Annotated in this window: 21 protein-coding genes; 13 read left to right on the forward strand and 8 right to left on the reverse strand. The window is 74.1% G+C overall.

Translation table 11 applies throughout. From position 1 onward, the window contains the following. Nucleotides 1-133: 133 nt before the first annotated feature. Nucleotides 134-1,321: an ROK family transcriptional regulator gene (locus tag OMK64_RS00970; RefSeq protein ID WP_272726284.1), complete on the reverse strand. Its 1,188-nt coding sequence runs from the start codon at nucleotides 1,319-1,321 to the stop codon at nucleotides 134-136. 225 nt (nucleotides 1,322-1,546) lie between these two features. Here OMK64_RS00970 and OMK64_RS00975 point away from each other — a divergent pair, with 225 nt between their 5' ends. Next, nucleotides 1,547-2,599, forward strand: coding sequence for an LLM class flavin-dependent oxidoreductase (locus OMK64_RS00975; protein WP_272726091.1), 1,053 nt, complete (start codon nucleotides 1,547-1,549; stop codon nucleotides 2,597-2,599). A 12-nt stretch (nucleotides 2,600-2,611) separates the two neighbouring features. On the opposite strand, the gene OMK64_RS00980 is transcribed toward OMK64_RS00975, so the two are convergent. Next, on the reverse strand, nucleotides 2,612-2,935 hold the full coding sequence (locus OMK64_RS00980; RefSeq protein ID WP_272726092.1) for a hypothetical protein: 324 nt from the start codon (nucleotides 2,933-2,935) through the stop codon (nucleotides 2,612-2,614). Between the two features lie 130 nt (nucleotides 2,936-3,065). Here OMK64_RS00980 and pgi point away from each other — a divergent pair, with 130 nt between their 5' ends. Then, a complete protein-coding gene (gene pgi / locus OMK64_RS00985) occupies nucleotides 3,066-4,736 on the forward strand; it encodes a glucose-6-phosphate isomerase (RefSeq protein ID WP_272726093.1) in 1,671 nt (556 codons plus the stop codon). 165 nt (nucleotides 4,737-4,901) lie between these two features. On the opposite strand, the gene OMK64_RS00990 is transcribed toward pgi, so the two are convergent. From OMK64_RS00990 to OMK64_RS01000, 3 genes are read right to left on the reverse strand one after another with little or no spacing between them, the layout of a single operon-like run. Then, nucleotides 4,902-6,161, reverse strand: a complete 1,260-nt coding sequence (locus tag OMK64_RS00990) for an amidohydrolase (protein WP_272726094.1) — start codon at nucleotides 6,159-6,161, stop codon at nucleotides 4,902-4,904. Nucleotides 6,162-6,192: 31 nt separating this feature from the next. Then, nucleotides 6,193-8,880 carry a multicopper oxidase domain-containing protein gene (locus tag OMK64_RS00995; RefSeq protein WP_272726095.1) on the reverse strand — a complete coding sequence of 896 codons (2,688 nt, stop codon included), beginning with the start codon at nucleotides 8,878-8,880 and terminating at the stop codon, nucleotides 6,193-6,195. Next, nucleotides 8,877-10,190, reverse strand: coding sequence for a DUF8744 domain-containing protein (locus OMK64_RS01000; RefSeq protein ID WP_272726096.1), 1,314 nt, complete (start codon nucleotides 10,188-10,190; stop codon nucleotides 8,877-8,879). Before OMK64_RS01000 ends, OMK64_RS00995 begins: the two co-directional genes overlap by 4 nt. Nucleotides 10,191-10,276: 86 nt before the next feature. Between OMK64_RS01000 and OMK64_RS01005 the strand changes: the two genes are divergently transcribed. From OMK64_RS01005 to OMK64_RS01035, 7 genes are all read left to right on the forward strand, one after another. Then, nucleotides 10,277-10,993, forward strand: coding sequence for a helix-turn-helix transcriptional regulator (locus tag OMK64_RS01005; RefSeq protein WP_272726097.1), 717 nt, complete (start codon nucleotides 10,277-10,279; stop codon nucleotides 10,991-10,993). Between the two features lie 228 nt (nucleotides 10,994-11,221). Continuing rightward, nucleotides 11,222-12,532, forward strand: a complete 1,311-nt coding sequence (locus OMK64_RS01010) for an MFS transporter (RefSeq protein WP_272726098.1) — start codon at nucleotides 11,222-11,224, stop codon at nucleotides 12,530-12,532. A gap of 31 nt (nucleotides 12,533-12,563) precedes the next feature. Beyond that, complete coding sequence (locus OMK64_RS01015; protein WP_374694049.1) at nucleotides 12,564-16,331, forward strand: nitrate reductase subunit alpha; 3,768 nt, start codon at nucleotides 12,564-12,566, stop codon at nucleotides 16,329-16,331. Then, entirely contained in the window at nucleotides 16,331-18,013 is a 1,683-nt protein-coding gene (gene narH, locus OMK64_RS01020) for a nitrate reductase subunit beta (RefSeq protein WP_272726099.1), read from the forward strand. The genes OMK64_RS01015 and narH overlap by 1 nt, the downstream gene beginning before the upstream one ends. After that, complete coding sequence (narJ, locus tag OMK64_RS01025) at nucleotides 18,010-18,684, forward strand: nitrate reductase molybdenum cofactor assembly chaperone (RefSeq protein ID WP_272726100.1); 675 nt, start codon at nucleotides 18,010-18,012, stop codon at nucleotides 18,682-18,684. Before narH ends, narJ begins: the two co-directional genes overlap by 4 nt. Continuing rightward, nucleotides 18,681-19,436 (forward strand): respiratory nitrate reductase subunit gamma, encoded by a 756-nt coding sequence (gene narI, locus OMK64_RS01030; protein WP_272726101.1) that lies wholly within the window; start codon nucleotides 18,681-18,683, stop codon nucleotides 19,434-19,436. The genes narJ and narI overlap by 4 nt, the downstream gene beginning before the upstream one ends. 126 nt (nucleotides 19,437-19,562) lie before the next feature. Beyond that, a complete protein-coding gene (locus OMK64_RS01035) occupies nucleotides 19,563-19,874 on the forward strand; it encodes a DUF2249 domain-containing protein (protein WP_272726102.1) in 312 nt (103 codons plus the stop codon). Between the two features lie 132 nt (nucleotides 19,875-20,006). Here OMK64_RS01035 and OMK64_RS01040 read toward each other — a convergent pair whose 3' ends face one another. Then, a complete protein-coding gene (locus tag OMK64_RS01040; protein ID WP_272726103.1) occupies nucleotides 20,007-21,149 on the reverse strand; it encodes a GDSL-type esterase/lipase family protein in 1,143 nt (380 codons plus the stop codon). 174 nt (nucleotides 21,150-21,323) lie between these two features. Between OMK64_RS01040 and hslR the strand changes: the two genes are divergently transcribed. Continuing rightward, on the forward strand, nucleotides 21,324-21,695 hold the full coding sequence (gene hslR, locus OMK64_RS01045; protein ID WP_272726104.1) for an Hsp15 family ribosome-associated heat shock protein: 372 nt from the start codon (nucleotides 21,324-21,326) through the stop codon (nucleotides 21,693-21,695). Between the two features lie 34 nt (nucleotides 21,696-21,729). Next, complete coding sequence (locus OMK64_RS01050) at nucleotides 21,730-22,368, forward strand: hypothetical protein (protein ID WP_272726105.1); 639 nt, start codon at nucleotides 21,730-21,732, stop codon at nucleotides 22,366-22,368. Here OMK64_RS01050 and OMK64_RS01055 read toward each other — a convergent pair. Together OMK64_RS01055 and OMK64_RS01060 are read right to left on the reverse strand one after the other, a co-directional pair. Beyond that, nucleotides 22,319-22,639, reverse strand: coding sequence for an STAS domain-containing protein (locus tag OMK64_RS01055; protein WP_272726106.1), 321 nt, complete (start codon nucleotides 22,637-22,639; stop codon nucleotides 22,319-22,321). The genes OMK64_RS01050 and OMK64_RS01055 overlap by 50 nt on opposite strands. After that, complete coding sequence (locus tag OMK64_RS01060; RefSeq protein ID WP_272726107.1) at nucleotides 22,636-23,523, reverse strand: DUF72 domain-containing protein; 888 nt, start codon at nucleotides 23,521-23,523, stop codon at nucleotides 22,636-22,638. Before OMK64_RS01060 ends, OMK64_RS01055 begins: the two co-directional genes overlap by 4 nt. A 52-nt stretch (nucleotides 23,524-23,575) precedes the next feature. On the opposite strand from OMK64_RS01060, the gene OMK64_RS01065 reads away from it, so the two are divergent. Together OMK64_RS01065 and OMK64_RS01070 are read left to right on the forward strand one after the other, a co-directional pair. Further along, nucleotides 23,576-24,535: a DNA-3-methyladenine glycosylase family protein gene (locus tag OMK64_RS01065; protein ID WP_306469199.1), complete on the forward strand. Its 960-nt coding sequence runs from the start codon at nucleotides 23,576-23,578 to the stop codon at nucleotides 24,533-24,535. A gap of 76 nt (nucleotides 24,536-24,611) precedes the next feature. Continuing rightward, the gene (locus OMK64_RS01070) at nucleotides 24,612-24,839 is read left to right on the forward strand and encodes a hypothetical protein (protein WP_272726108.1); all 228 of its coding nucleotides are present in this window, start codon (nucleotides 24,612-24,614) and stop codon (nucleotides 24,837-24,839) included. The last annotated feature ends 64 nt before the right edge of the window (nucleotides 24,840-24,903 follow it).

Raw genomic sequence — 24,903 nt, forward strand, 5'->3', positions numbered from 1 at the left:
GTGAGCGCGGCTGCCACGCCGACGGCCGCGAAACGTAGCATCTTCACGTTGGGGTTCCTCCCGTGAGCGAGGCGAGCGCCGAACGGCGTCGCCGGGGTGGTGATTCCGACTGCAACGGGTCGGCTCGGGGTCGTCACGTGACCCCGAGCTGACCTGACAGGACGAGGACCGTCGCGCCGGCGAGAGTCCCGTCCTCGTCGAGTGAGCCCATCCGCAGCGCCAGGCCGTCGCCGATGACGGGCATGGTGCGGGTGCGGAGGGTGGCGAGCGCCGACTCGCGGAGAGGGCCGTCCAGCAGCTCCGAGGGGCCGGAGAGCAGGACCTCTGCGAGGTCGAGCGCGCTGACGACGGGTGCGAGGGCGATGCCCAGCAGCCGTCCGACCGACGCCAGCTCGGCGTCGGAGTCCTGGGGGTCGCGTCCCGCGGTGCGGCGGCGCAGCGCGGGGACGGAGAGCACGGTCTCGAGGCAGCCCTCGCGTCCGCACGCGCACGGCGCGGGCCGCTCGGGCGTGTCGCCGTCGAGGACCGTGACGTGGCCGATCTCGCCCGCGGCGTGGTGCCGGCCGAGGACGAGGGCGCCGTCGACCACGATGCCCGCGCCGACGCCCTGCCCGACGGTCACGACGATCGTGCCCTTCCCGCTCGCGTCGCCGTAGGTGAACTCGGCGAGCGCGCGGGTGTTGGCGTCGTTCGCGACGTGCACGGGGACGCCGAGCGAGGCGGTGAGTCGCGCGGCGAGCGGCACGCCGTACCAGCCCCGGTTGGGGGCCTGGACGACGACGCCCGCGGGGTCGATGACGCCGGGCGACGCGATGCCGACGCCGATGACGGTCCGCTGCGCGGCGTCGAGCAGGTCGCGGCACAGCGCGTCGAGCAGCTCGACCGCGCTCTCCCCCGTCCGGCCGTCGAGCGGGACCGAGCGGCGCGCGACCACCGTGCCGTCGAGGTTCATGACCGCGCCGTGCAGGCGGGTGTCGTCGGTGAGGTCGACGGCGACGACCTGGTAGGCCTCGGTGCGCATCCCGACGAGAGTGGCCGGCTTGCCGACCTTGCCCTCGGCGCGGACGCCGAGCTCCTCGACGAGGCCCTCGGCGATGAGCTCCGCGACGAGGCCCGAGACGGTGACGCGGGTGAGCCCGGTGCTGCGTGCGAGGTCGGCGCGCGAGGACGGGCCGACGTGGAAGAGGTGCGCGAGGACCATCGACCGGTTGTGCGCGCGACCGTGCTCGGGCAGCGCCTTGGCCGTGGGACGCAGCGCGCGTCCGACGGGCCGGGCGGTCCCGCTGCCGGCCGCCGAGCCGGGCGTGGTGGTCGTCGTCACGTTTGTTAGTAGAGCGTCCTTACTAATCTCGGTCAAGTGTCCATCTGTGACCGTGACCACATCGTGACCGACCGTTCACACAGCCGAATCACGAGCCGAGACCGCGTCACGCCGTCGACATCTCCGCAGGTGGGAGCGCGCCCAGGCCCTCCGACGTGCGAGAAGACCCGCGCCGTGCTAGCGGGTCGGTGGAACAGGTCGGACGCCTGCCACGTTGGACGACGCATGGAGCTCGGCCTGTACACCTTCGGTGACATTCACCCGGACCCGACCACGGGAGCGACCGTCTCCCCCGACCAGCGGCTGCGCGAGATCCTCGAGCGCATCCGCCTCGCCGAGGAGGTCGGCCTCGACTACGTCGGCATCGGCGAGCACCACCGCCCCGACTACGCGATCTCCTCCCCCGCGACCGTGATCGCCGCGGCGCTCGCGCAGACGTCGCGCCTCACCGTCGGCTCCGCCGTCACCGTGCTGTCCACCGAGGACCCCGTCCGCGTGCACCAGCAGTTCTCGACCATGGACCTGTACTCGGGCGGGCGCGTCGAGCTGCTCGCCGGACGCGGCTCCTTCATCGAGTCCTATCCCCTCTTCGGTGCGTCCCTCGACGACTACGACGCGCTCTTCGACGAGAAGATCGGCCTGCTGCTGCGCCTCGACGAGGCCGAGCGCACGACCTGGTCGGGCCGGTTCCGCGCGCCGCTCGACGACGCCCTCGTCCTGCCCCGTCCGCTCGACAAGCCGGGCCTCGGCCCCCACCTGCGCATCGCGATCGCCACCGGCGGCAACCCCCGCTCGTCGGCACGCGCGGGCGCGCTGGGCCTGCCCGTCTCCTACGCGATCATCGGCGGGCAGCCCGCGTCGTTCGCGCCGCTCGTCGACCTCTACCGCGAGTCGTACGCCGCCTCGACCCGGCCCGGCCGCCCCGAGCAGCCGTTCGTGTCCGTCGCCGGCATGGGCTTCGTCGCCGACGACCCACGCACCGCGCGCGACTTCTTCTACCCGTACTGGCACGACTCCCTGCGCCGCATCGCGTCCGAGCGCGGGTTCGCCCAGCCCAACCGGATCGCGTTCGAGTCGCAGGCTGCGCGCGGCGGCGCGTACTTCGTCGGGCACCCCGAGGAGGTCGCCGAGCGGATCGTCGCGCTGCACGGCGTCCTGCACCACGACCGGCAGGCGTTCCAGATGGACCTGTCCGGCGTGCCGCACACCGAGTCGATGCACGCGATCGAGCTGCTCGGCACGCAGGTGGCGCCGCTCGTGCGGGACGCGCTGGGCTGATCGCCCGGCGCGTCAGGCCTGCGCGCGCAGGGCCGCCGTCGGGCGGTCGACGAGCGTCCACGTCACCGCGGCCAGGACGACCGCCACGAGCAGGACGGACGGCCAGGCACCGAGGTGCGGCGCGAGCAGGTGGGACACGACGAAGCACGCGGCGGCGACGACGAGGACCGCGACCGTCCGGACCGGTCCCGCCGGTCGCCACGCGCGCACCGCGCACCACGCGCCGCCGGCCAGCAGCACCGCTCCCCCGAGCGCGCGCACGTCGGTGGCCTGCGCGACGGCGAACCCGACGACGAGCGTGAGCGCGGCGATCAGGGCGGTGGGGATCCGGTGCACCGGGTCACGGTACCCGCGTCCGACGTGCGGGCGGACCGACGGACGTCCCGTGCGACCGGTCGGCGGGGCGCACTAGGTTGGGACGGCCAGCGCGGTCGCGCACCCATCACCCGCTCCGAGAGGGAGACCCGTGTCCTCGCACCCCATCGACGCCACCAGCACGAGCGCGTGGCAGGACCTGTCCGCCCACGAGGCCGAGCTGCACGCCGACCTGCGCGGCTGGTTCGCCGCGGACCCGGCCCGCGCGGAGCGCCTGTCGTTCCCGCTCGCCGACCTGCACGTCGACCTGTCGAAGAACCTCGTCACGGACGAGACGCTCGCGCTCCTGGTGCGCCTCGCCGACGAGGTCGGCCTGGCCGACCGGCTGCAGGCGCAGCTGCGCGGCGACCACATCAACGTGACCGAGGACCGCGCGGTGCTGCACACGGCGCTCCGCCGCCCCGTGGGTGCCACGCCGAGGCTCGTCGTCGACGGGCAGGACGTCGACGCGGACGTGCAGGCCGAGCTGACGAAGATGTTCGCGTTCGCCGACCGGGTCCGGTCCGGCGAGTGGACGGGCGTGACCGGCGAGCGGGTGCAGACGGTCGTCAACATCGGGATCGGCGGCTCGGACCTGGGCCCCGTCATGGCGTACGAGGCGCTCAAGCCGTACGTGCAGGACGGCTTCGAGGTGCGGTTCGTGTCGAACATCGACCCGACCGACCTGGCCGAGAAGGTCAAGGGCCTCGACCCGCGCACGACGCTGTTCATCGTCGCGTCGAAGACGTTCGGCACCCTGGAGACGCTGACCAACGCGCGCCTCGCACGCGACTGGCTGTGGCGCGAGCTCGGCACCGAGGACACGGACGAGGCCCGCAACGCGGCCGTCGCGCAGCACTTCGTCGCGGTGTCGACGGCGCTCGACAAGGTCGCGGCGTTCGGCATCGACCCCGCCAACGCGTTCGGGTTCTGGGACTGGGTCGGGGGACGCTACTCGGTCGACTCGGTCATCGGCACGTCGCTCGCGATCGCGATCGGGCCCGACGCGTTCCGCGACTTCCTCGCGGGCTTCCACGCGGTCGACACCCACGTCGCGACGACGCCGTTCGGACAGAACGTGCCCGTCCTCATGGGGCTGCTGAACATCTGGTACGTCAACTTCCTCGGCGCGCACACGCACGCCGTCCTCCCCTACGCGCAGTACCTGCACCGCTTCCCGGCGTACCTGCAGCAGCTGACGATGGAGTCCAACGGCAAGTCGGTCCGCTGGGACGGCACGCCGGTGACGACGCAGACCGGCGAGGTGTTCTGGGGCGAGCCCGGCACCAACGGCCAGCACGCGTTCTACCAGCTCATCCACCAGGGCACGCGCCTGATCCCGTCGGACTTCATCGCGGTCGCGAACCCCGCGCACCCGCTGAAGGACGGCGACACCGACGTGCACGGGCTGTTCCTCGCGAACTTCTTCGCGCAGACGAAGGCGCTCGCGTTCGGCAAGACCGCGGACGAGGTGCGCGCCGAGGGCACGGCGGAGGACATCGTGCCCGCGCGCGTGTTCTCCGGGAACCGCCCGACGACGTCGATCCTCGCGCCGTCGCTCACGCCGTCGGTGCTGGGTCAGCTCATCGCGCTCTACGAGCACATCACGTTCGTGCAGGGCGTCGTGTGGGGCATCGACTCGTTCGACCAGTGGGGCGTCGAGCTCGGCAAGAAGCTCGCGCTCGAGATCGCGCCGGCGGTCGAGGGCGACACGTCCGCGCTCGACGCGCAGGACCCGTCGACGAAGGCACTCATCTCGAAGTACCTCGAGCTGCGCCGCTGACGCCCGCTGCTCGTCGAGGGGCGTCGTCCGCACCGCCGGGCGGCGCCCCTTCCGCGCGTTCCTGTCGACCCCCGCCCGCGAGTGCGTGCGCTCGCGTCGAGGTCGTCAGCTCCAGCTCACGAGCTCGGCGCGGCGTGACGAGCTCGCGGGAGCACGCGAGGCGCGTCAGACGGCGAAGCGCTCCGCGCGCTCGACGACGCGACCCCGGTGCGCGGCCTCGTCCCACGTGTAGACCGTGCGGCCGTCGATGAGGACGTGCTCCGCGCGGGCGTGCACGTCGAGCGGGTCGCCCGACCAGACGACGACGTCGCCGTCGCGGCCGGGCTCGAGCGCGCCGACGCGGCCGTCGAGCCCGAAGAACGACGCGGGGTTCGTCGTGAGCGCCTCGAGCGCGGTCTGCCGCGGCAGGCCCTCCTTCACGGCGAGCGTCGCCTGGTGCACGAGGAAGTTGATCGGCACGACGGGGTGGTCGGTCGTGATCGCGACGCGCACGCCCGCGGCCGCGATGGCCGCGAGGTTCTCGATCGCGCGGTCGCGGAGCTCGACCTTGGACCGGCTCGTGAACATGGGGCCGAAGATCACCGGCACGTCGCGCTCGGCGAGCACGTCGGCGATCTTGTGCGCCTCCGTGCCGTGGTTCACGACCAGCCGGTAGCCGAACTCGTCCGCGAGACGCAGCGCGGTGGCGATGTCGTCGTGCCGGTGCGTGTGCTGGTCCCACACGAGCTCGCCGTCGAGCACGCGCGCCAGGGTCTCCAGGGCGAGGTCGGCGGCGAACGGCTCGCCCTTGGTCGCCGCCACGGCCCGCGCGGCCGCGTAGTGGCGGGCCTTGGTGAACGCCTCGCGGATTACGAGCGCCGTGCCGAGGCGCGTCGACGGGAGCTGCTTGCGCTCCCCGTACACGCGCTTCGGGTTCTCGCCGAGCGCCGACTTCACGCTCACCGACGCCGAGATCACCTGCTCGTCGACCGTGCGGCCACCCCACGTCTTCATCGCGACCGACTGGCCGCCGATCGGGTTGCCCGAGCCGGGCTTCACGACGACCGACGTGATGCCGCCGACGAGCGCGTCGCGGAATCCCTCGTCCTCGATGTTCACGGCGTCGACCGCCCGGACGCCCGCGGTGTTGGGCGTGACCATCTCGTTCGTGTCGTTCCCGGCGGCGCCCTCGCCCTCCTCGTGCAGACCGACGTGCGCGTGCCCGTCGATGAAGCCCGGCAGGACCCAGCGCCCGGTCGCGTCGATCACACGTGTGCCGTCGGGCACCTCGACGTCCGTGCCGACCGCGGCGATCCGGCCGTCGACGACGAGTACCGTGCCGCCCTCGACCGGCGGTCCCGCCACCGGTACGACGTAGCCGCCCCTGATGGCGACGGTGCGGTCCGGACGGCGGGCAGGCGACGACGACGTGGTGCTGGTGGTCATGCCGTCCACCGTACGTCGCCGGCGCGGGGCGTCAGGGGGCGGTGACGACGAGCCGGCCGGACGCGCCGGCCTCGGCGTCGCTCATCGCGTGGGACACGAACGGGTAGGTGCCGGCCTGCGGGATCGTCAGCTCGACGAAGCCGCCCTCGGCAGGTGCGAGCGACAGCACCTGCGCGCCGCCGGTGCCCGTCGAGCCGCCGTCGCGGAGGACCCAGTCGCCCTCGCGGTACAGCGTGTCGAACTGCGCGCCGACGACGTGGAACGCCGACGACAGGTTCGGGCCGGCGTCGAGGACCCAGAACCGGACCCGGTCGCCCGCGGTCACGCGCAGCGGGCGGTCGCGGTACTGGTGCGCGTAGCCGTTGAGGACGACGAGGTCAGGAATCCGCGTCGCGAGGCGCGCGGGGTCCGCGACTCCGCCCTGCGGCCCGAGGTAGAGCTCCGACTGCACGACGACGTACTCGCGGTCGACCGGCGGCAGCCCCGGCGGGTCGATGACCACGGCACCGAACATGCCGTTGGCGATGTGCAGGCTCATCGGCATCGTCGAGCAGTGGTACATCCAGATGCCGCTGCGCGTCGCCGTGAACGAGAACGTCAGCGACTCCCCCGGCGGGATCGTGCGCATCGTGTCGTCGGGGACCAGCTCACCTGCGTGGAAGTCGATCGAGTGGCCGATCGAACCGTCGTTGACGAGCGTGATCTCGAACCGGTCCCCGACCTGACCGCGCAGCACCGGTCCCGGTGCTGTGCCGTCGAACGTCCACAGCGTCTGCGTGACGCCCGGTGCGACCTCGCGCTCGACCTCGCGGACCGTGATCGTGCGGCGGTGCGTGCGGCCCGCGGGCTCCGACGGCGGGGCGGTGGCGTCGCGCGCGACGACGTCGTCGGCCGGGGTCGCCATGAGGTCGAGGTCCTCGGCCGCGGAGGGGCCGGTCGCGGCGGCACCGGGCGTGCCGTGGCTCGTGTGGTCGGTGTGCGCGGACACCGTCGGGTCCCCGTCGGTCCCGTCGTCCGGCCGCTCCGCCGCGTCCGCCTCCTCCGCGGGCACCGTCCCGCCGACCGCGACGATGTCGAGCGTCATGCCCATGTACCGGTGCCCGGCGACCGCGCACCACGCGTCGACCGACCGCCCGACGACGCCGACGTCCAGCGTCGCCGAGTCCCCCGGCGCGATCCGGCCCGTCGTCGCGCCGGTCGCGAGGGTGAGGTCGTGCACGTCGTCGTCGGCGTTGACGAGCTCGACCACGAGCCGGTCGCCCGCGGGCACCTCGATCCGGTCGGGCGAGAATCGCATGTCTCGCGCCTCGACCTGCACGGTGGTCGTCCGGCCGGTGGCCACGACCCCCTCGGCGCCCGCTGCGGACACCAGTCCGATGCCGGCCGCGGGCGGGTCGAGCGCCACGCCGACCGCGACGACCAGCGCGAGCGCCCCGACGCCGACGGCCGCGGCGCCGGACCGGTGCCGCCGGGGCTCGGCTCCCACGGTCGGGACACCCGCGGGCCGCGCGACCGGCCCGGACGGCGCGGGGCGACGGGCCACCAGCGCGGCGCGGACCGCGAGCACGAGGAACGTCACGAGCGCGCCGAGCACGACGAACGAGCACACGACCCGGACGGCGGCGGGCGCGGGCACGACGTAGAGGAGCAGCCCGCCGTTGACGAGGACCAGCCGGACGAGCGCGCCCCGGTCGAGCTCCGCGGCGGTCGCGCGGGCCGTCGACGGTCCGCCGCCGAGGACGACGGACAGCAGGTACGACAGCGACCCGACGAGCACCTGTGCCGCGAAGCCGACGGCGAAGGGGGCCACGAGCACCTTCACGCCGTCGACCGCGGCGGCCCACGACGGCGCGGTCGCGACGATCACGCCGTACGCGACCGTGCAGCCGACGAGCCAGAGGACCGCGGCACCGACGGTCCAGGCGGCGTACGTGCGGGGCGCCGCGGTGCGGATCTGGTCGACCATGGACCTGGCGATGACACCGCAGCCCGCGACGACGACCAGGCAGCCGACACCCACGAGCGGGCGCCACCCCGTCGCCGACCCCGCGCCGACCACCACCAGTCCGGCGAGCACGACGGGCAGCGCGCGCGGCGCGGCCTTCTCCGCGCGCTCGTCGATCCGGGCGTGCAGGACCGTCGGCCACAGCACGACGAGCGTCCCGAGCACCGTGAGGCCGACCCACCCGAGCAGGTTCAGCGCGACGTGCGCGACGTACGCGCGCCCGTGCGCCTCGCCGGACAGGTCGCCGCGCGCCATGAGGACGCCGAGCGTCACGCCGACGGGGAGGAGCGCGCTCGCCGCGACGTAGTACCGGACCATCGGCCCGAACCGCGACGGAAGCGCACCGCGTCCCTGCCGCGCGAGGACGACGACGTGCGCCACCGCGCCGCCCGCGACGAGCGCCCCGCCCGCGACGACTAGCGGCCAGACGCTCCCGAGCAACCCGGCGACGACGAGCACCGACCCGAGCGTGTGTGCGGCCAGCCGCGCGGTGTGGCCCCGGCGACCGCCGGGTGCGGGCCGGCGCAGCAGTGTGTCGGCGAAGTGCTGGCTCCACACGAGGATCGCGGTGCTCACCGCGCCGAGCAGCAGCAGATGCACCATGAGCCACGGCGCCGCGGGGACGCTGCGGTGCACGACGGTCGCGGCGACAGCCGCGACGAGCCACGCGCCGACGAGCGCGTTGGCACGCAGGTGCCACGACGCGCGGTTCACGCGGTCACCTCCGCGGTGCGCGCGGGCGCGGCGGCGACACCCGGCGCACCCGGCACTCCCGGCCCTCCCGGCCCTCCGGCGCGGCCTCGGGGCGCCGACGTCGACGCGCCCGCGGAGGCGGAGGGCGACGCGGACGCCGTCGCGGTGGCGGTGGTCGGGAGCCCCGTCGCCGGGTCAGCGGGGACGGCGACGGGGCGGTCGGGGTGGCCGTGGGTGCGCGGTCGGGGCGGTGCGCCACGACCGGCCACGCGGGCGGACAGCACCGCGACGACGGGGAACGCGAGGACGGCGACGATGTTGCCGACGCCACCGACCTGCACGACCGCGGGCAGGTCACGCGCGTCCCCGACGGCGACCCGGAGCGCGAGCGTCAGGTGCAGCGCGACGAGAGGCCCGTACATCAGGGGGCGGTACGGCAGCGGCCGGCGCAGCACCGCGGGCAGGATCACGGGCGCGTGCGCCATGACCATCGAGAGCACGAACCCGAGGAACACCGCGTGCAGCACGGCGTCGTACCCGGGCCCGGCGAGCTGCGGGCCGCCGACCAGCCACAGCGTCCCCGCGACGCCGAGCCAGCCGTATCCCGCGAGCATCGCGACGGCCATGAACCGCGGCAGGCCCGACGCCCGTGCGGTGCGGCGCGCGACGTCGTAGCGGACCAGGAAGCCCATGAGCACCAGCAGGACGATGCCCAGGGCCGCATACCCGACCGTCGGCCACAGCAGCGCGAGCGCGGCGGCGACCGGGAACGCGAGCGCGGCGCCGACGACGCCCCGCTCCGCGACGGGCGGCGGCGCGGCGACGCGCATCAGCTCGAGGCGCTCGCCGGCGACGGTCAGCACGAGGAACCCGACCCACCACGGCACGAGCCGCGGGACGGGCACGTCGCCGAGCCACAGCACCGTCGACCCGACCGCGAGCAGCGCCCCGAGCCCCTGCACGGCAACGGCGGCGGCGGGCTGGCGTCGCCACACCGCGCCGTACAGGCCGACGAGCGCGACGGCCCCGCCGAGCTGCGCGGCGCGTCCGGCCGCGAGCGGCAGCGGCGACAGGAGCAGGAGCCCGCCGAGCCCGAGCAGCGCGGGCGCGGCGTAGCCGAGCAGCCGCCCGACGGCGACCGCGCGCTCGAGTGCGACGAGCGCACCGACGAAGCCGAGCACCATGAGCGCGCCGTGCACGTCGGGCAGCCGCTGCGTCGTGACGGGTGCCGGGAGGCCCAGCAGGACGAGCGCGGCGTCGAGGCCCGCGAGCAGCGCGACCGCGACGGGCACCAGGAGGACGGTCCGTCCGCGCAGGCCAGGGGTATTCACGGCTCGACCGTAGATTTACGCCCCTGGCCTGCGGATGGGACCGAGGTCCCGAGCCGCGCACGTCGCTCCGCCTCGATGATCGGCGCATGTCCCGACGCACCGCAGCGGCCCGCACGCTGGGCTCGGGCAGCCGCGTCGACCTGCTGCACCTGCTGCAGAGCGGCGGCCCGCAGACGGTCGGCGAGCTCGCCGACCGCACCGGCCTGCACGAGAACACCGCGCGCGAGCACCTGCAGCGCCTGGTGCTCGACGGGTTCGTGCACCGCGAGCCCGAGGTCCGCACGACGCGCGGCCGCCCGCGGATCGTCTACCGGGCCGTGACGTCGCAGGACGTGCGGACCGACCCCGTCGCCGCGCGCCGGCTGGAGGACGCGATCGCGGGTGCCGCGCTGAGCCGGGTGCTGCTGCAGGGCTACGGCAAGCCCGTCGAGTCCGTCCCCGAGACCGCCCGGGCCGCGGGCCGCGAGCTCGCGGCGCGTGCGGTGACCGCGCTGCACACACCGACGCCGCGGTCGTCGCCGGACGCGCCGCCGGAGCAGCGGCAGCTCGACGCCCTGTCCGCGCATCTCGACCGGCTCGGGTTCGACCCCGACCTCGAGGACGAGCCGCTGCAGTTCCACCTGTGGCGGTGCCCGTTCCTCGACCTGGCCCGCGAGCGCCCGGACGTCGTGTGCAGCGTGCACCTGGGCCTCGCGCAGGGCGTGCTCGACGCGGTCGGCGGCCCGGTCGAGGCCGCGGAGCTCCACCCGTTCGTGGAACCGCACCACTGCGTCCTCACCCTCCGCGCGGCCCGCACGACCTGATCCGACCCGCACCGACGACCCCGTCATGGAGCCCGGGAATGCCCCGTCGCCGGGCTCCACGACGGGGTCGACGCCTGTGCGGGGACGGACGGACTGCCCGTCGGAGGGCGGACGGGTTTTTCACGGCACTCGCGGTGGAGCGCGGGGTGGACAGGTCGGGATGCTCACGCCGAGGGGACCGGCACCGGTCCCCGGCGCCCCATCCCGGCGCACCACGAGGAGGACCCGATGTCGGCACCGACGACGACGCTCGCGCCGGACCTGGCGAACTGGAACCCCGAGGACGAGTCCACGTGGGACAAGCGCCTCGCGTGGCGGACGCTCTGGATCACGACGTACAACCTGACGCTCGCGTTCTGCGTCTGGTACCTGGTGAGCGCGATCGCGCCCCGGCTCAACGTCATCGGGTACGACCTGTCGAAGGAGCAGCTGTACTGGCTCGTCGCGATCCCGGGGCTCGCCGGTGGCCTGTTCCGGATGGCGTACACGTTCCTGCCGCCGATGCTGGGGACGCGCACGCTGGTCGGCGGCACGGCGACGCTCATGCTGCTGCCGATGGCGGGCTGGACGATGGCGGTCCGCGACCCGTCCACGCCGTACGCGGTGCTGCTGCTGCTCGCCGTCGCGGCGGGCCTGGGCGGCGGCGCGTTCGCCGGGTTCATGCCGTCGACGAGCTACTTCTTCCCCAAGCGGATGGCCGGCACGGCGCTCGGCCTGCAGGCGGGGCTCGGCAACTTCGGCGTCAGCCTCATCCAGTTCCTCGTGCCGTGGGTGATCGGGTTCGGCCTGCTCGGCACGGCCGCGCTGACACCGCAGGAGCAGGCGGACGGCGGCCCGATGTGGCTGCACAACGCGGGCCTCGTCCTCGTGCCGTGGGTGCTGCTCGGCATCGGGCTCGCGGCGCTGTACCTCAAGCGCGTGCCCGTCACGGCGAACATGCGTGAGCAGCTCGACATCTTCCGCGACAGGCACACGTGGTTCATGACGGCCATCTACGTGATGACGTTCGGCGCGTTCTCCGGGTTCGCCGCGCAGCTCGGGCTGCTCACGCTCAACCTCTTCGGCGGCTTCGAGAACGCGCCCGACCCGCTGAAGTTCGCGTTCCTCGGCCCGCTGCTCGGCTCGATCACGCGCGCCGCGTGGGGCCCGCTGTGCGACCGGTTCGGCGGTGCCGTGTGGACGCTCGTGTCGGGAATCGGCATGACGCTCAGCACGGTGCTCACGCTGTTCTTCCTGCGCCCGACGGACACGAGCACGTTCGGCTGGTTCCTCGCGGGGATGCTGCTGATCTTCACGTTCGCGGGCATCGGCAACGCGGGCACCTTCAAGCAGATGCCGATGATCTTCGACCGACGCCGTGCGGGCGGGGTCATCGGGTTCACGTCCGCGTGCGCGGCGTTCGGACCGTTCCTCGTCGGCATGGCCCTGTCGGCGTGGTCGCCCACCGCGTTCTTCGTCGGCTGCGCCGTCTACTTCGCCGCCTGCACCGTCCTGACCTGGGTGCAGTACGCGCGTCCCGGCGCACCCCGCCCCAGCTGACCCGGTCCGCCGTCTCCCCCCGGAGGTCTCCGTGCCCGCTCCCCGGCACCCCGGTCCCGGACCGTCCGCGGCCCGCACCGACAACCGCGCGGTCGACGCGCTGCTCACCGTGGTCTCGCGCCTGCGCCCCGGCACGGTGTCGCGGGACCTGCGCAGCCTGTTCCTGGAGGGCGGCCGGAAGGGCGACGCGTTCTACCGGGACCGCTGGTCGCACGACAAGGTGGTGCGGTCGACGCACGGCGTGAACTGCACGGGCTCGTGCTCGTGGCAGGTGTACGTCAAGGACGGCATCATCACGTGGGAGACGCAGCAGACCGACTACCCGACGGTCGGCCCGGACTCCCCCGAGTACGAACCGCGGGGCTGCCCGCGGGGTGCGTCGTTCTCCTGGTACACGTACTCGCCGACGCGCGTCCGCTACCCCTACGTGCGTGGCGTGCTGCTGCGGGCGTACCGCGAGGCGAAGGCCCGGACGGGCGACCCGGTCGCGGCGTGGGCGGAGGTCACGTCGGACCCGGAGACGGCGCGCGCGTACAAGGCGGCGCGCGGCAAGGGCGGGCTGGTCCGCGCGACGTGGGACGAGGCGGCGGAGATCGTCGCGGCCGCGCACGTGCACACGATCAAGGAGTACGGGCCGGACCGCGTGGCCGGGTTCTCGCCGATCCCCGCGATGTCGATGGTGTCGCACGGGTCGGGCGCGCGGTTCGTCTCGATGCTCGGCGGGACCATGCTGTCGTTCTACGACTGGTACGCCGACCTCCCCGTCGCGTCGCCGCAGGTGTTCGGCGACCAGACCGACGTCCCCGAGTCCGCGGACTGGTGGAACGCGTCGTACCTGGTCATGTGGGGCTCCAACGTCCCGGTGACCCGCACGCCCGACGCGCACTTCCTCGCCGAGGCGCGCTACCGCGGGCAGAAGGTCGTCGCCGTCTCCCCCGACTACGCGGCCAACACCAAGCTCGCCGACGAGTGGCTCGCGCCGCACCCCGGCACCGACGGCGCGCTCGCGTTCGCGATGGGGCACGTCGTGCTGCGGGAGTTCCTCGTCGAGAAGCGCACCGCGCGGTTCGTCGACTACCTGCGGAGGTTCACGGACGCGCCGCACCTCATCACCCTGAAGCAGCGTGGTGACGCCTGGGTGCCCGACAAGTTCCTCACGGCCGACGCGCTCGGCGCGGCCGCGGGCGACGACGCCGGCGCGCGCGACGCCGCCTTCATGACGGTCGTCCTCGACGCGGACGGGACGCCGCACGTGCCGAACGGGTCGCTGGGCCGTCGGTTCGACCCCGCGCAGGAGGGGCGCTGGAACCTCGACCTCGGCGACGTGGAGCCGGTGCTCTCGATCCGGGACGTGGACGCCGCCGCGGGCGACGCGGTCGCGGTCGACCTCCCGCGCTTCGACCTGCCCCCGGAGGCGGGCGCCGAGCACCAGGGCGGGGCGGGCGTCGTGCGTCGGGGCGTGCCGGTCACACGGGTCGGCGACCGCGTGGTCACCACGGTGTTCGACCTGCTGCTCGCGCAGTACGGCGTCGGCCGTGACGGGCTCCCCGGCGAGTGGCCGACGGGCTACGACGACGCCTCCACACCCGGCACGCCCGCGTGGCAGGAGGAGATCACGTCCGTCCCGGCGGCGACGGCGGCGCGGATCGGCCGCGAGCTCGCGCAGAACGCCGAGGACTCGGGCGGCCGCTCGATGATCCTCATGGGCGCGGGCACCAACCACTGGTTCCACTCGGACACGATCTACCGCACCTTCCTCGCGCTCATGTCGATGACCGGCTGCCAGGGCGTCAACGGCGGCGGCTGGGCGCACTACGTCGGGCAGGAGAAGTGCAGGCCCGTGACGGGATGGGCGCAGTACGCGTTCGGGCTGGACTGGGTGCGGCCGCCACGGCAGATGATCGGCACCGCCTTCTGGTACCTCGCGACGGACCAGTGGCGCTACGACGGCCTGCCCGCCGACGCGCTCGCGTCGCCGCTCGCGGAGGGCCGGTTCGCGGGCCGGACGACGGCGGACTGCCTGGTCGAGAGCGCGCAGCGCGGCTGGATGCCGTCGTACCCGACGTTCGACCGCAACCCGCTGGACCTGGTGGCGGAAGCGCGGACGAAGGGCGTCGACCCCGCGCAGCACGTCGTCGACGAGCTCGAGGCCGGTCGCCTGCGGTACGCGTGCGAGGACCCGGACGACCCGGCGAACTTCCCGCGCGTGCTCACGGTGTGGCGCGCGAACCTCCTGGGGTCGTCCGGCAAGGGCAACGAGTACTTCCTGCGGCACCTGCTCGGCACCGACTCGGCGGTGCGTGCGCCCGAGTCGGAGCCCGGCCGGCGCCCGGAGTCGATGACGTGGCGGGACGAGGCGCCCCGCGGCAAGCTCGACCTGCTCGTCACGAGCGACTTCCGCATGACGTCGACGACGCTGTTCAGCGACGTCGTGCTGCCCGCCGCGACCTGGTACGAGAAGCACGACCTGTCGACGACCGACATGCACCCGTACGTGCACTCGTTCAACCCGGCGATCGCGCCGCCGTGGCAGACCCGGACCGACTTCGACGTGTTCCTCACCCTGGCCCGCGCGTTCCAGACGCTCGCCGCCGACCACCTCGGCACGCGCGAGGACCTCGTGGCCGTGCCGCTGCTGCACGACACCCCCGACGAGCTCGCGGCGCCGCACGGCGCGGTCCCGGAGGCGATGGGGCGGGTCCCCGGTGTCTCGATGCCGAGACTGGTCGTCGTCGAGCGCGACTACGCGACGCTCGCCGACCGGTGGGCGGCGCTCGGCCCTCTCACCGCGCGGGTCGGCATGGTGACGAAGGGCGTCGCGTTCTCCCCCGACGTCGAGGTCGCCGAGCTCGGCCGGGTCAACGGGACCGTCCGCGAGGGCGTCGCCGCCGGTCAGCCGCGCCTCGACGACGCGCGCCACGTGTGCGAGACGATCCTCGCGCTGTCCGGCACGACGAACGGGCGGCTCGCGGTGCAGGGGTTCGAGCGCGTCGAGAAGCGCACGGGCACCGAGCTCGCGTCGCTCGCCCGGGACCACGAGGGGAAGCGGATCACGTTCCCCGACGTGCAGGCGCGGCCCGTCCCGGTCGTGACGTCGCCCGAGTGGTCGGGGTCGGAGCACGGCGGGCGCCGGTACTCGGCGTTCACGATCAACGTCGAGCACCTCAAGCCGTGGCACACCCTCACCGGGCGCCAGCACTTCTTCCTCGACCACGACTGGATGAGCGAGCTCGGCGAGAACCTGCCGGTGTACCGGCCGCCGCTCGACCTGCACCGGCTGTTCGGCGACGCGCGCCCGGGCTCGACGGCCGCGTCCGGGGCGCCCGGGTCCGACGGGCACGCCGAGGTCGCGGTCCGCTACCTGACCCCGCACTCGAAGTGGTCGATCCACTCCGAGTACCAGGACAACCTCCACATGCTCACGCTGTCCCGCGGCGGCCCGACCATCTGGATGTCCCCGCAGGACGCCGCGACCATCGGCGTCACCGACAACGAGTGGGTCGAGGCGTACAACCGCAACGGCGTCGTCGTCGCACGCGCCGTCGTGTCGCACCGCATGCCCGCCGGGACGGTGTTCATGTACCACGCGAAGGACCGGACGGTGGACGTGCCGCGGTCCGAGACGTCGGGCCTGCGCGGCGGCATCCACAACTCGCTGACGCGTGTCCTGCTCAAGCCGAGCCACCTCGTCGGCGGCTACGCGCAGCTGTCGTTCGCCTTCAACTATCTCGGCCCGACGGGCAACCAGCGCGACGAGGTCACGACGATCCGCCGCCGGTCCCAGGAGGTGACGTACTGATGCGCGTGATGGCCCAGATGGCGATGGTCATGAACCTCGACAAGTGCATCGGGTGCCACACGTGCTCGGTGACCTGCAAGCAGGCGTGGACGAACCGCGCGGGCGTCGAGTACGTCTGGTTCAACAACGTCGAGACGCGGCCCGGCCAGGGCTACCCGCGGACGTACGAGGACCAGGACCGCTGGGGCGGCGGCTGGTCGCTGAACAAGCGCGGCCGGATACGTCTGCGCTCGGGCGGCCGGTTCACCAAGCTGTCCCACCTCTTCGCGAACCCCCGGCTCCCCGAGGTGAGCGACTACTACGAGCCGTGGACGTACGACTACGACGTGCTGCTGTCGGCACCCCAGGGCGAGCACACGCCCGTCGCCCGGCCGAAGTCCCTCCTCACGGGCGAGGACACGAAGATCACCTGGTCGGCGAACTGGGACGACGACCTGGGCGGGTCCGCGGCGACGATGGAGAAGGACCCCGTCCTGGCGCAGATGAGCGACCGCGTGAAGGCCGAGCTCGAGCAGGCGTTCATGTTCTACCTGCCGCGCATCTGCGAGCACTGCCTCAACCCGTCGTGCGTCGCGTCGTGCCCGTCGGGCGCGATGTACAAGCGCGCCGAGGACGGCATCGTGCTCGTCGACCAGGACGCGTGCCGCGGCTGGCGCATGTGCGTGTCGGGCTGCCCCTACAAGAAGGTCTACTTCAACCACGTCACGGGCAAGGCCGAGAAGTGCACGCTGTGCTACCCGCGCCTCGAGGTCGGGCTGCCGACGGTGTGCTCGGAGACGTGCGTCGGCCGGCTGCGGTACCTGGGCCTCGTGCTGTACGACGCCGACCGCGTGCTGGAGGCCGCGTCGGTCGAGGACCCGCACGAGCTCCTCGCCGCGCAGCGCTCCGTGCTGCTCGACCCGTCCGACCCCGAGGTCATGGCCGCGGCCGAGCGCGACGGGGTGCCGCACGACTGGGTGCTCGCCGCGCAGCGCTCGCCCGTGTGGGCGCTCATCTCGCGGTTCGAGGTCGCGCTGCCGCTGCACCCCGAGTACCGGACGCTGCCGATGGTCTGGTACGTCCCGCCGCTGTCGCCGGTCGTCGACGTGGTGTCCGGGTCGGGCAACGACGGCGAGGACGCGCGCACGCTGTTCGCCGCGATCGACCGGCTGCGCATCCCCGTCGAGTACCTGGCCGGGCTGTTCACCGCGGGCGACACCCGTCCGGTGACCACCGTCCTGCGGCGCCTCGCGGCGATGCGCGCGCACATGCGCAACGTCAACCTCGGCGTCGAGCAGGACCCGCGCATCGCGGCGACCGTCGGCATGACGGGCGACGAGGTCGAGGCGATGTACCGGCTGCTCGCGATCGCGAAGTACGAGGACCGCTACGTCGTCCCGCCCGCGCACGCGGAGTCCGCCCGCGCGCTGGACGAGATCGCGGAGGGCGGGCTCGGGTGCTCGCTCGACGGCGCGGGCGGTCCGGGGATGGGCGGGCCGCGGGCGCGGGGTGAGCGACCCGCCGCGCTCGCGCGGCCGGCGGTGGGGGTCGAGTCGTTCCACCCGGCGCCGGCGTCCGCGTCCGACCGGCCGACGCGCGTCAACCTGCTGAACTGGGGCGGCGACGAGCGCGACGCGGGACTCTTCCCACCCGCGAAGGGACAGCCCGGCTACGGCGCCGGCCCGACGGGGGCGCACGCATGAGCCGCCGCACGCTGCCGTTCCTCGACCCCGTCCGCGTCACGACGGGCGAGCGGGCGATCGCGCACCTCGCCGCCGCGATGCTGCTCGACTACCCGACCGAGCACGTGCGCGCGCACCACGACCTCCTCCGGTCGACCGTGGCCGGGCTGCCGCACGGTGTCGCCGACGCGTTCCGCGCGCACCTCGACGCCGTCGGCGCGATGGACCTCGCCGCGCAGCAGGGGCACTACGTCGCGACGTTCGACCTGCGGCGACGCTGCGCGCTCTACCTGTCGTACTACTCGGCGGGCGACACGCGACGACGCGGCATGGCGCTCGTGACGTTCCGCGAGGCCTACCGCGCGTGCGGGTTCGAGGCGAGCGACGACGAGCTGCCCGACTTCCTCCCCGCGGTCCTCGAGCTGTCCGCGCGCGCACCCGGACCCGTCGTCGACGCGCTGCTCGGTACGCACCGCGAGGGCCTCGAGCTCCTGCGGTCCGCGCTGCACGACGCGCGCAGCCCCTACGCGCACGTGCTCGACGCGGTCTGCCGGACGCTGCCGGCGGTCGACGCCGCGACCGCCGAGCGGTTCGCCGACCTCGTCGCGTCCGGGCCGCCCGGCGAGACCGTCGGGCTGTCCGCGCCCCTGCTCCCCTTCCCGACCGTGCGCCCGACGGAGGTGCCCGCATGACGTCCACCGCCGTGCTGCTCTGGGTCGTGGTCCCGTACGTCGCCGCGACCGTGTTCGTCGTCGGGCACGTGTGGCGGTACCGGCACGACCAGTTCGGCTGGACGACGCGCTCGTCGCAGGTGCACGAGAGCCGCCTGCTGCGGATCGGGTCGCCGATGTTCCACGTCGGGATCCTCATGGTCATCGGCGGGCACGTCGTCGGGCTGCTGATCCCGCGAGCCTGGCTCGAGGCGGTCGGCATCCACGAGCACGCGTACCACCTGGTCGCGACGTGGGCCGGGAGCATCGCGGCGGTGCTCACGATCGTCGGGCTCGCGATCCTCGTCCACCGGCGACGCGTCGTCGCGGCCGTCCGGCGGGCCACCACGACGTCCGACAAGGTCATGTACGTCGTCCTCACCGTGACGCTGCTCTGCGGCACCGCCGCGACCGTGCTGTTCCAGGTCCTCGGCGGCGGCTACGACTACCGCGGCTCGATCGCGCCCTGGATCCGCGGGCTCGTGTCGCTGCGCCCCGACGCGTCGTTGATGGCCGACGTGCCCGGCATGTTCCAGGCGCACGTGCTGTCCGCCATGGCCCTCTTCGCGATCTGGCCGTTCACGCGGCTCGTGCACGTGCTGTCCGCGCCCGTCGGCTACCTGGTCCGCCCGTACGTCGTCTACCGGACCCGCGACGCCCAGCGGGGGACGCGCGTCCCCCGCCCCGGCTGGGAACGGGCCGAACGTCCCGGGGCTCCGGCCGAGCACCGATGACACGCTGACGGCGGCCGCTTGCACTGCGTCCGACGACGGCTCGTCGACGCCGACCGGCACACCACCCGGCACCGACCTGCACCACCCCGTACGACCCGCACCACCCGCACCGAGAGGGAGACCCCCATGGCAGCCGAGAACGTCGAGATCCTCACCACCGCTCCTGTGACCGCGGAGCCCGCCGGGCACACCTGCGGCTGCGGCGGTCACGACGAGGCGGACCCGGTGCTCGACGTCCGCACGATCCCGCACGTCATCCGGCACGCGACCGTGTTCGGTGCGTTCGAGGCGATCGCCCCCGGGAAGTCGCTGATCCTCGTCGCGCCGCACCTGCCGCGCCCCCTGCTCGCGCAGCTCGCCGAGCGCGCGCCCATCGAGTCGGAGGTGCTCGTCGACGGCCCGGACGCCTGGCACGTGAAGATCACGCGCACCGCCTGACGCGGACGGCCCGCGCTCCCGACGACGGCCCCCGCGTGACCGCGGTCCGTCCCCGTCCGTCGAGCACAACATCAGGGGCGTCCTGCGTCGCCGGAGTGCTCCTGACGTTGTGCTCGACGGCGTCGGTCGTCGTCAGCGGGCGGTGGCCGTGCAGGTGACCGACGACGGCTCGCCCGAACCCGTGCCCTGGAAGCCGAGCTCGGTGGACTGGCCCGTCGCGAGCGTCCCGTTCCACGCCGCGTTCGTGAACGTCCAGGTCCTGCCGCTCACGCTGCTCTGCGTGCTCCACGCGTTCGCGACCGTGCCGTTCGGGAGTGCGACGGCGACCTTCCACCCCGCGATCGGCTGGGTCGCGATGACCCGCACGCTCGTCACGAACCCGCCCGGCCAGGTGCTCGCGAGCGTGTAGCGCGCGCTGCAGCCTGCGCCGCCCGACGTCGGCGTGGGTGTCGGCGTCGGTGTCGGTGTCGGCGTGACCGTCGGCGTCGGTGTCACGGTCGGCGTCGGCGTGACCGTCGGGGTCGGCGTGATCGTCGGGGTCGGCGTGGCCGTCGGCGCCGAACCCCCCAGGACCGCCGCGAGCGCCGGGTACCACCGGTCCGCCATCTTCACGATGCCCGCGTCGTTCGGATGCACGCCGTCGTACGTGTCGGTCGCGGGCACCCAGCCGGTGGCCTGGTCGACGACGACGATCGGCGACTGCGCGGTCGACAGGCCCGCGGCCCACGCGGGGATCGCGGCGTCGAGCGCGGCGGTCCGGCCGGGGCAGTCGGCGCAGGTCGGCGGTGCGACGGGGATGATCTGCGCGACGAGGACCGTCATCCGCGGGTTGCTCGCGCGCATCTGCTGCACGAGCGTCGTGTACGCGTCGAGGATCTGCTGCGTCGTGCGGGCGCTCCACACGTCGTTCGTGCCGAAGTGCAGGAGGACGACGTCGGGCCGGGTCGCGGCGAGCCACGGCACGAGCTGGTTCTGCGCGGCGACGGTCGTGACGAGGTAGCCGCCGTGGCCCTCGTTGTCACCGTCGTGCGCGATCCCGCAGCCCTGCGGGCCCTGCGTGCCGACCATGTCGATGTTCGTGAACCCGTTCTGCTGGAGCTTCTGCCAGAGCAGCGCGCGCCAGCAGCCGGGGTTGCCGGTGATCGAGTCGCCCAACGGCATGATGCGCACCGGGTCCGCGGCCTGCGTCGGGCCGGCCAGCGCGAGCGCGCCGGCGAGGAGCAGCAGCACGGCGGTCAGGGCGCCCGCCACCCGCCGCGAGAGCGTCGTCGTCATCCGTGGTCCTCCCGGGGGCGGCGGCGCGGGCACGTCCCGCGCGTCCGGCGGGGCACGTGCGGCCCGCCTCGACGCAGCGTGCTGGCGAGGACCGGGTCGCGGCCAGTTGGAGCGCTTCGACGAAGCGTTTCGTCGTGACGATCCCCGGCGCGTCGGGCGTGAGAGAGTCGGGGTATGCCCGAGGTGACCCGAGCCCGCGTCGACGCGTGGACGTGGTCGGTGCGACTCTTCCCGACCCGCTCCGCCGCGGGCGCCGCGTGCCGCGCCGGCCACGTGCGGGTCAACGGCGAGCGCGCCAAGCCCGCGACGCAGGTCGTCCCCGGCGACGAGGTGCACGTCCGCGGCGGCGCCCGCGAGCGCGTCGTGATCGTGCAGCGCCTCGTCGTCAAGCGCGTCGGCGCCGATGTCGCCGTCGCCTGCTACCTCGACCGCTCTCCCGCGGTCCCGCCCAAGGAGCACGTGGCCGTCGCCGGGCAGCGCGACCGCGGCGCGGGCCGCCCGACGAAGCGCGACCGCCGCCTCATCGAACGCCTCCGCGGCCACTGATCGCGGGTCGTCGTCGAGCCCTACCGTGGGCAGCATGTGGGAGCAGCTGCTGCCGGTCGTCCTCGGCTTCGCGCTCACGACCGTCGCGGGCGGTCTCATCGCCCGTCGGCTGCAGGACCGCTCGTGGGAGCGGCAGAACGAGGCGCGCCTGCGCGAGCAGGCCGTGCAGCACGCGGGCGACGTGTGCCGCTCCGTGTCGGGGCTCCTCGACCGCCGTCGCTACCGGATGCAGCGGCTGCTGTGGGCGATCCGGGACGACGACGGCAGCGACCGTGCGCGGGAGGCGCTCACCGCGCGGCTCCAGGCGTACGACGACGTCCTCGTCGAGTGGAACGACCAGCTGAACAGCGGGCTCGCCGTCGTCGAGACCTACTTCGGCCCGTCGCTGCGGAGCCGGCTCGGCGAGACCGTGTACCCGGCGTACCGGTCGGTCGGCGCCCTGCTCGAGACCGCCCTCCTCGCGCACGAGCGCGGCGGGCCCGCACCTCCGGGCGCGACGGTGGCCGAGGTCCAGTCAGCGCTCGACACCCTCGACGCGCTCGCCTACGACATCACGTCCGACCTCACGGTGCGCATCCGCGACGAGCAGGTCGGCCGCTGGGCGTCCGGGGCGGGCCCGCCGCCTAGACGCCCTCGACCCCCTGGGCGCGCATCCAGGCGTCGACGCCGGTGACGGCCAGGATCTCCGTGACCGCTCGTGGGGCGGCGAGCACCCGCACGCGACGGCCGGACTCGGTCGCGTCGCGGACCAGGCGGACCAGGAGCGACAGGCCGGTCGAGTCGACGAACGTCACGTCCGCGCAGTCGACGACCACGTCCTGGTCGCCCGTGGCGAGCGCCGCCCACACGGGTGCCGCGGACTCGCGCACGGCGAGGTCGACCGCGCCCGCCAGGGTGATGCGCAGCGTCGTCCCCTCGGTCGCCACCGCGATGCCGCCGCTCATGCGCTCACCTCCGTCCGCAGCCCGAGCCGGGCCGACAGGGCCATCGCGTCGACGGGCGCGCGGACCTTCACGTCGTTGTCGAAGTAGACGAACACGTCGCGGCCGTCCGACGCGGGTGCCGCGCCGCGGAGCCGTCGCGCGTCGGCCGGATCGCCCCCGTCTGCCCAGGTCCTGACCTTCGCGGCCCACCGGTCGAGGGCGTCGTCCTCGTAGCCGCTGGTGTAGAGCTCGGTGTCGCCGTGCAGGCGGACGTAGACGACGTCGGACGTGACGTCCTCGATGACGGGCCACCGACCGGCGGTGTCGGCGACGACCAGGCCGACGTCGTGCGCGCGCAGCAGGTCGACGAGCTCGGGTATCTCGAACGTCGGGTGCCGGACCTCGAGCACGTGCCGCAGGCGCCGGTCGGCGTCGGTCGTGGTCCACGCCCGGTCGTCGAGCCGCTCGTCGTGCCGGGTCGACATCTCCGCCGCGGCGGCCGTCGTGCGGGGCAGCAGGTCGAAGAACGCGGCGAGCCGGTCGGGGTGGAAGCCGAGGTTCGGCGGGAGCTGCCAGAGGACCGGGCCGAGCTTGGCGCCGAGCGCGAGGACGCCGCTCGCGAGGAAGTTGGCCACGGGCGTCTCGACGTCGGCGAGCTTGCGCATGTGCGTGACGAACCGCGGCCCCTTGACGGAGAACACGAAGTCGTCCGGCGTCTGCTCGGCCCACCTGAGGTAGCTCTCGGGCCGTTGCAGCGAGTAGAAGGAGCCGTTGATCTCGATGCTCGTCAGCCGCTGCGACGCGTACTCGAGCTCGAGCCGCTGGGGCAGGCCGCGCGGGTAGAAGACGCCACGCCACGGGGCGTAGCGCCAGCCGCTGATCCCGACCCGGATGGCCACCGGCACAGCCTGCACGGCGCGCGCCGGACCGGCATCCGGAAGGGCGCACACTGGTCGGGTGACGGTCGACGGCTCCCCCGCGCCTGGCCCCGAGGGCCACGCGACGGCCCCGGTGCTCGTCGACGTCTACCGTCCGGCGGACCGCCTCGACGTCCGGCGGACGCTCGCGCCCCACCGCCGCGGCGCGGCTGACCCGTGCTGGTGGGCGGCGCCCGACGGCTCGCTGTGGCACGCGCTCGCGACGCCCGACGGACCGGCGACCCGGCGGCTGGCGGTGCACCGCGACGGTGTGCACGTGGCCGCGTGGGGCCCGGGAGCGGAGCGCGCGGTCGCGGGGGTCCCGCGGATCCTCGGTGCGCACGACGACCCGTCGGGCTTCGACGCGTCGCTGCACCCCGTCGTGCGGGACGCCCACCGGAGGGTGCCGGGCCTGCGCATCGGGGCGAGCGGCGACATGGTGGCGGCGCTCGTGGCCGGGATCCTCGAGCAGCGCGTCGTCGGGGCGGACGCCCGCGCGGCGTGGCGCCGGCTCGTGACGCGGCACGGCACGGCAGCGCCCGGACCGGTGCCAGCGTCGATGCGCGTGCCACCGCCGTGGGTCGTGTGGCGCGACATGCCCGTGTGGGAGTGGCGGCAGGCCGGCGTCGACGACCAGCGCTCGTCGGCGGTGCGACGTGCGGCCGAGGTCGGACGGCGGCTCGACGAGGCGGTCGACCTCCCGCTCACCGAGGCGCGGCGACGGCTCCTCACGGTCCGGGGCATCGGGCCGTGGACCGTCGCCGAGACGACGTCCCGCGCGCTCGGCGACGCCGACGCGGTGTCGGTCGGCGACTTCCACCTGGCGCACCTCGTCGGGTGGGCGCTCACGGGCCGGCGCACGGACGACGCGGGCATGCTCGAGCTCCTCGACCCGTGGCGCGGGCACCGCCAGCGCGTGATCCGGCTGATCGAGACGACGCTCGCGGGTCGCGCCCCGAAGTTCGGGCCGCGTTCACCGCGCGCGCTGCCCCTGCGCTGACGTCACCGCACGTCGCTCGCGGTTGGCCACGCCGCGCGCCACGGGGCAGGATCGACCCCGACGAAAGGTGGGTCCCATGAGCTATCCGGTCATCGCGCCGCGCGACGAGGAGCGGACCGAGTCCGCGGGGCGCGTCGTCGGCGCGTTCTTCGCGTTCCTGCTGTTCGCCGCGGGCATCGTGCTGTTCGCGCTCTCGTTCCAGGGGCCCGACTGGAGCCACTGGACGTTCGTCGGCGGGATCCTGTCGATCACCGTCGCGTTCATGATCCCGACGACGATCCTGCCCGCCCTCGAGGGCGACTGACCGCACCCGCCCTGCGACCGCGCCGGGCTCGGCGGACCGACCTGCGAGCCGGGCGCGGCGACGT

It is taken from the genome of Cellulomonas fimi (assembly GCF_028527925.1).
GTDB classification, from domain to species: domain Bacteria; phylum Actinomycetota; class Actinomycetes; order Actinomycetales; family Cellulomonadaceae; genus Cellulomonas; species Cellulomonas fimi_C.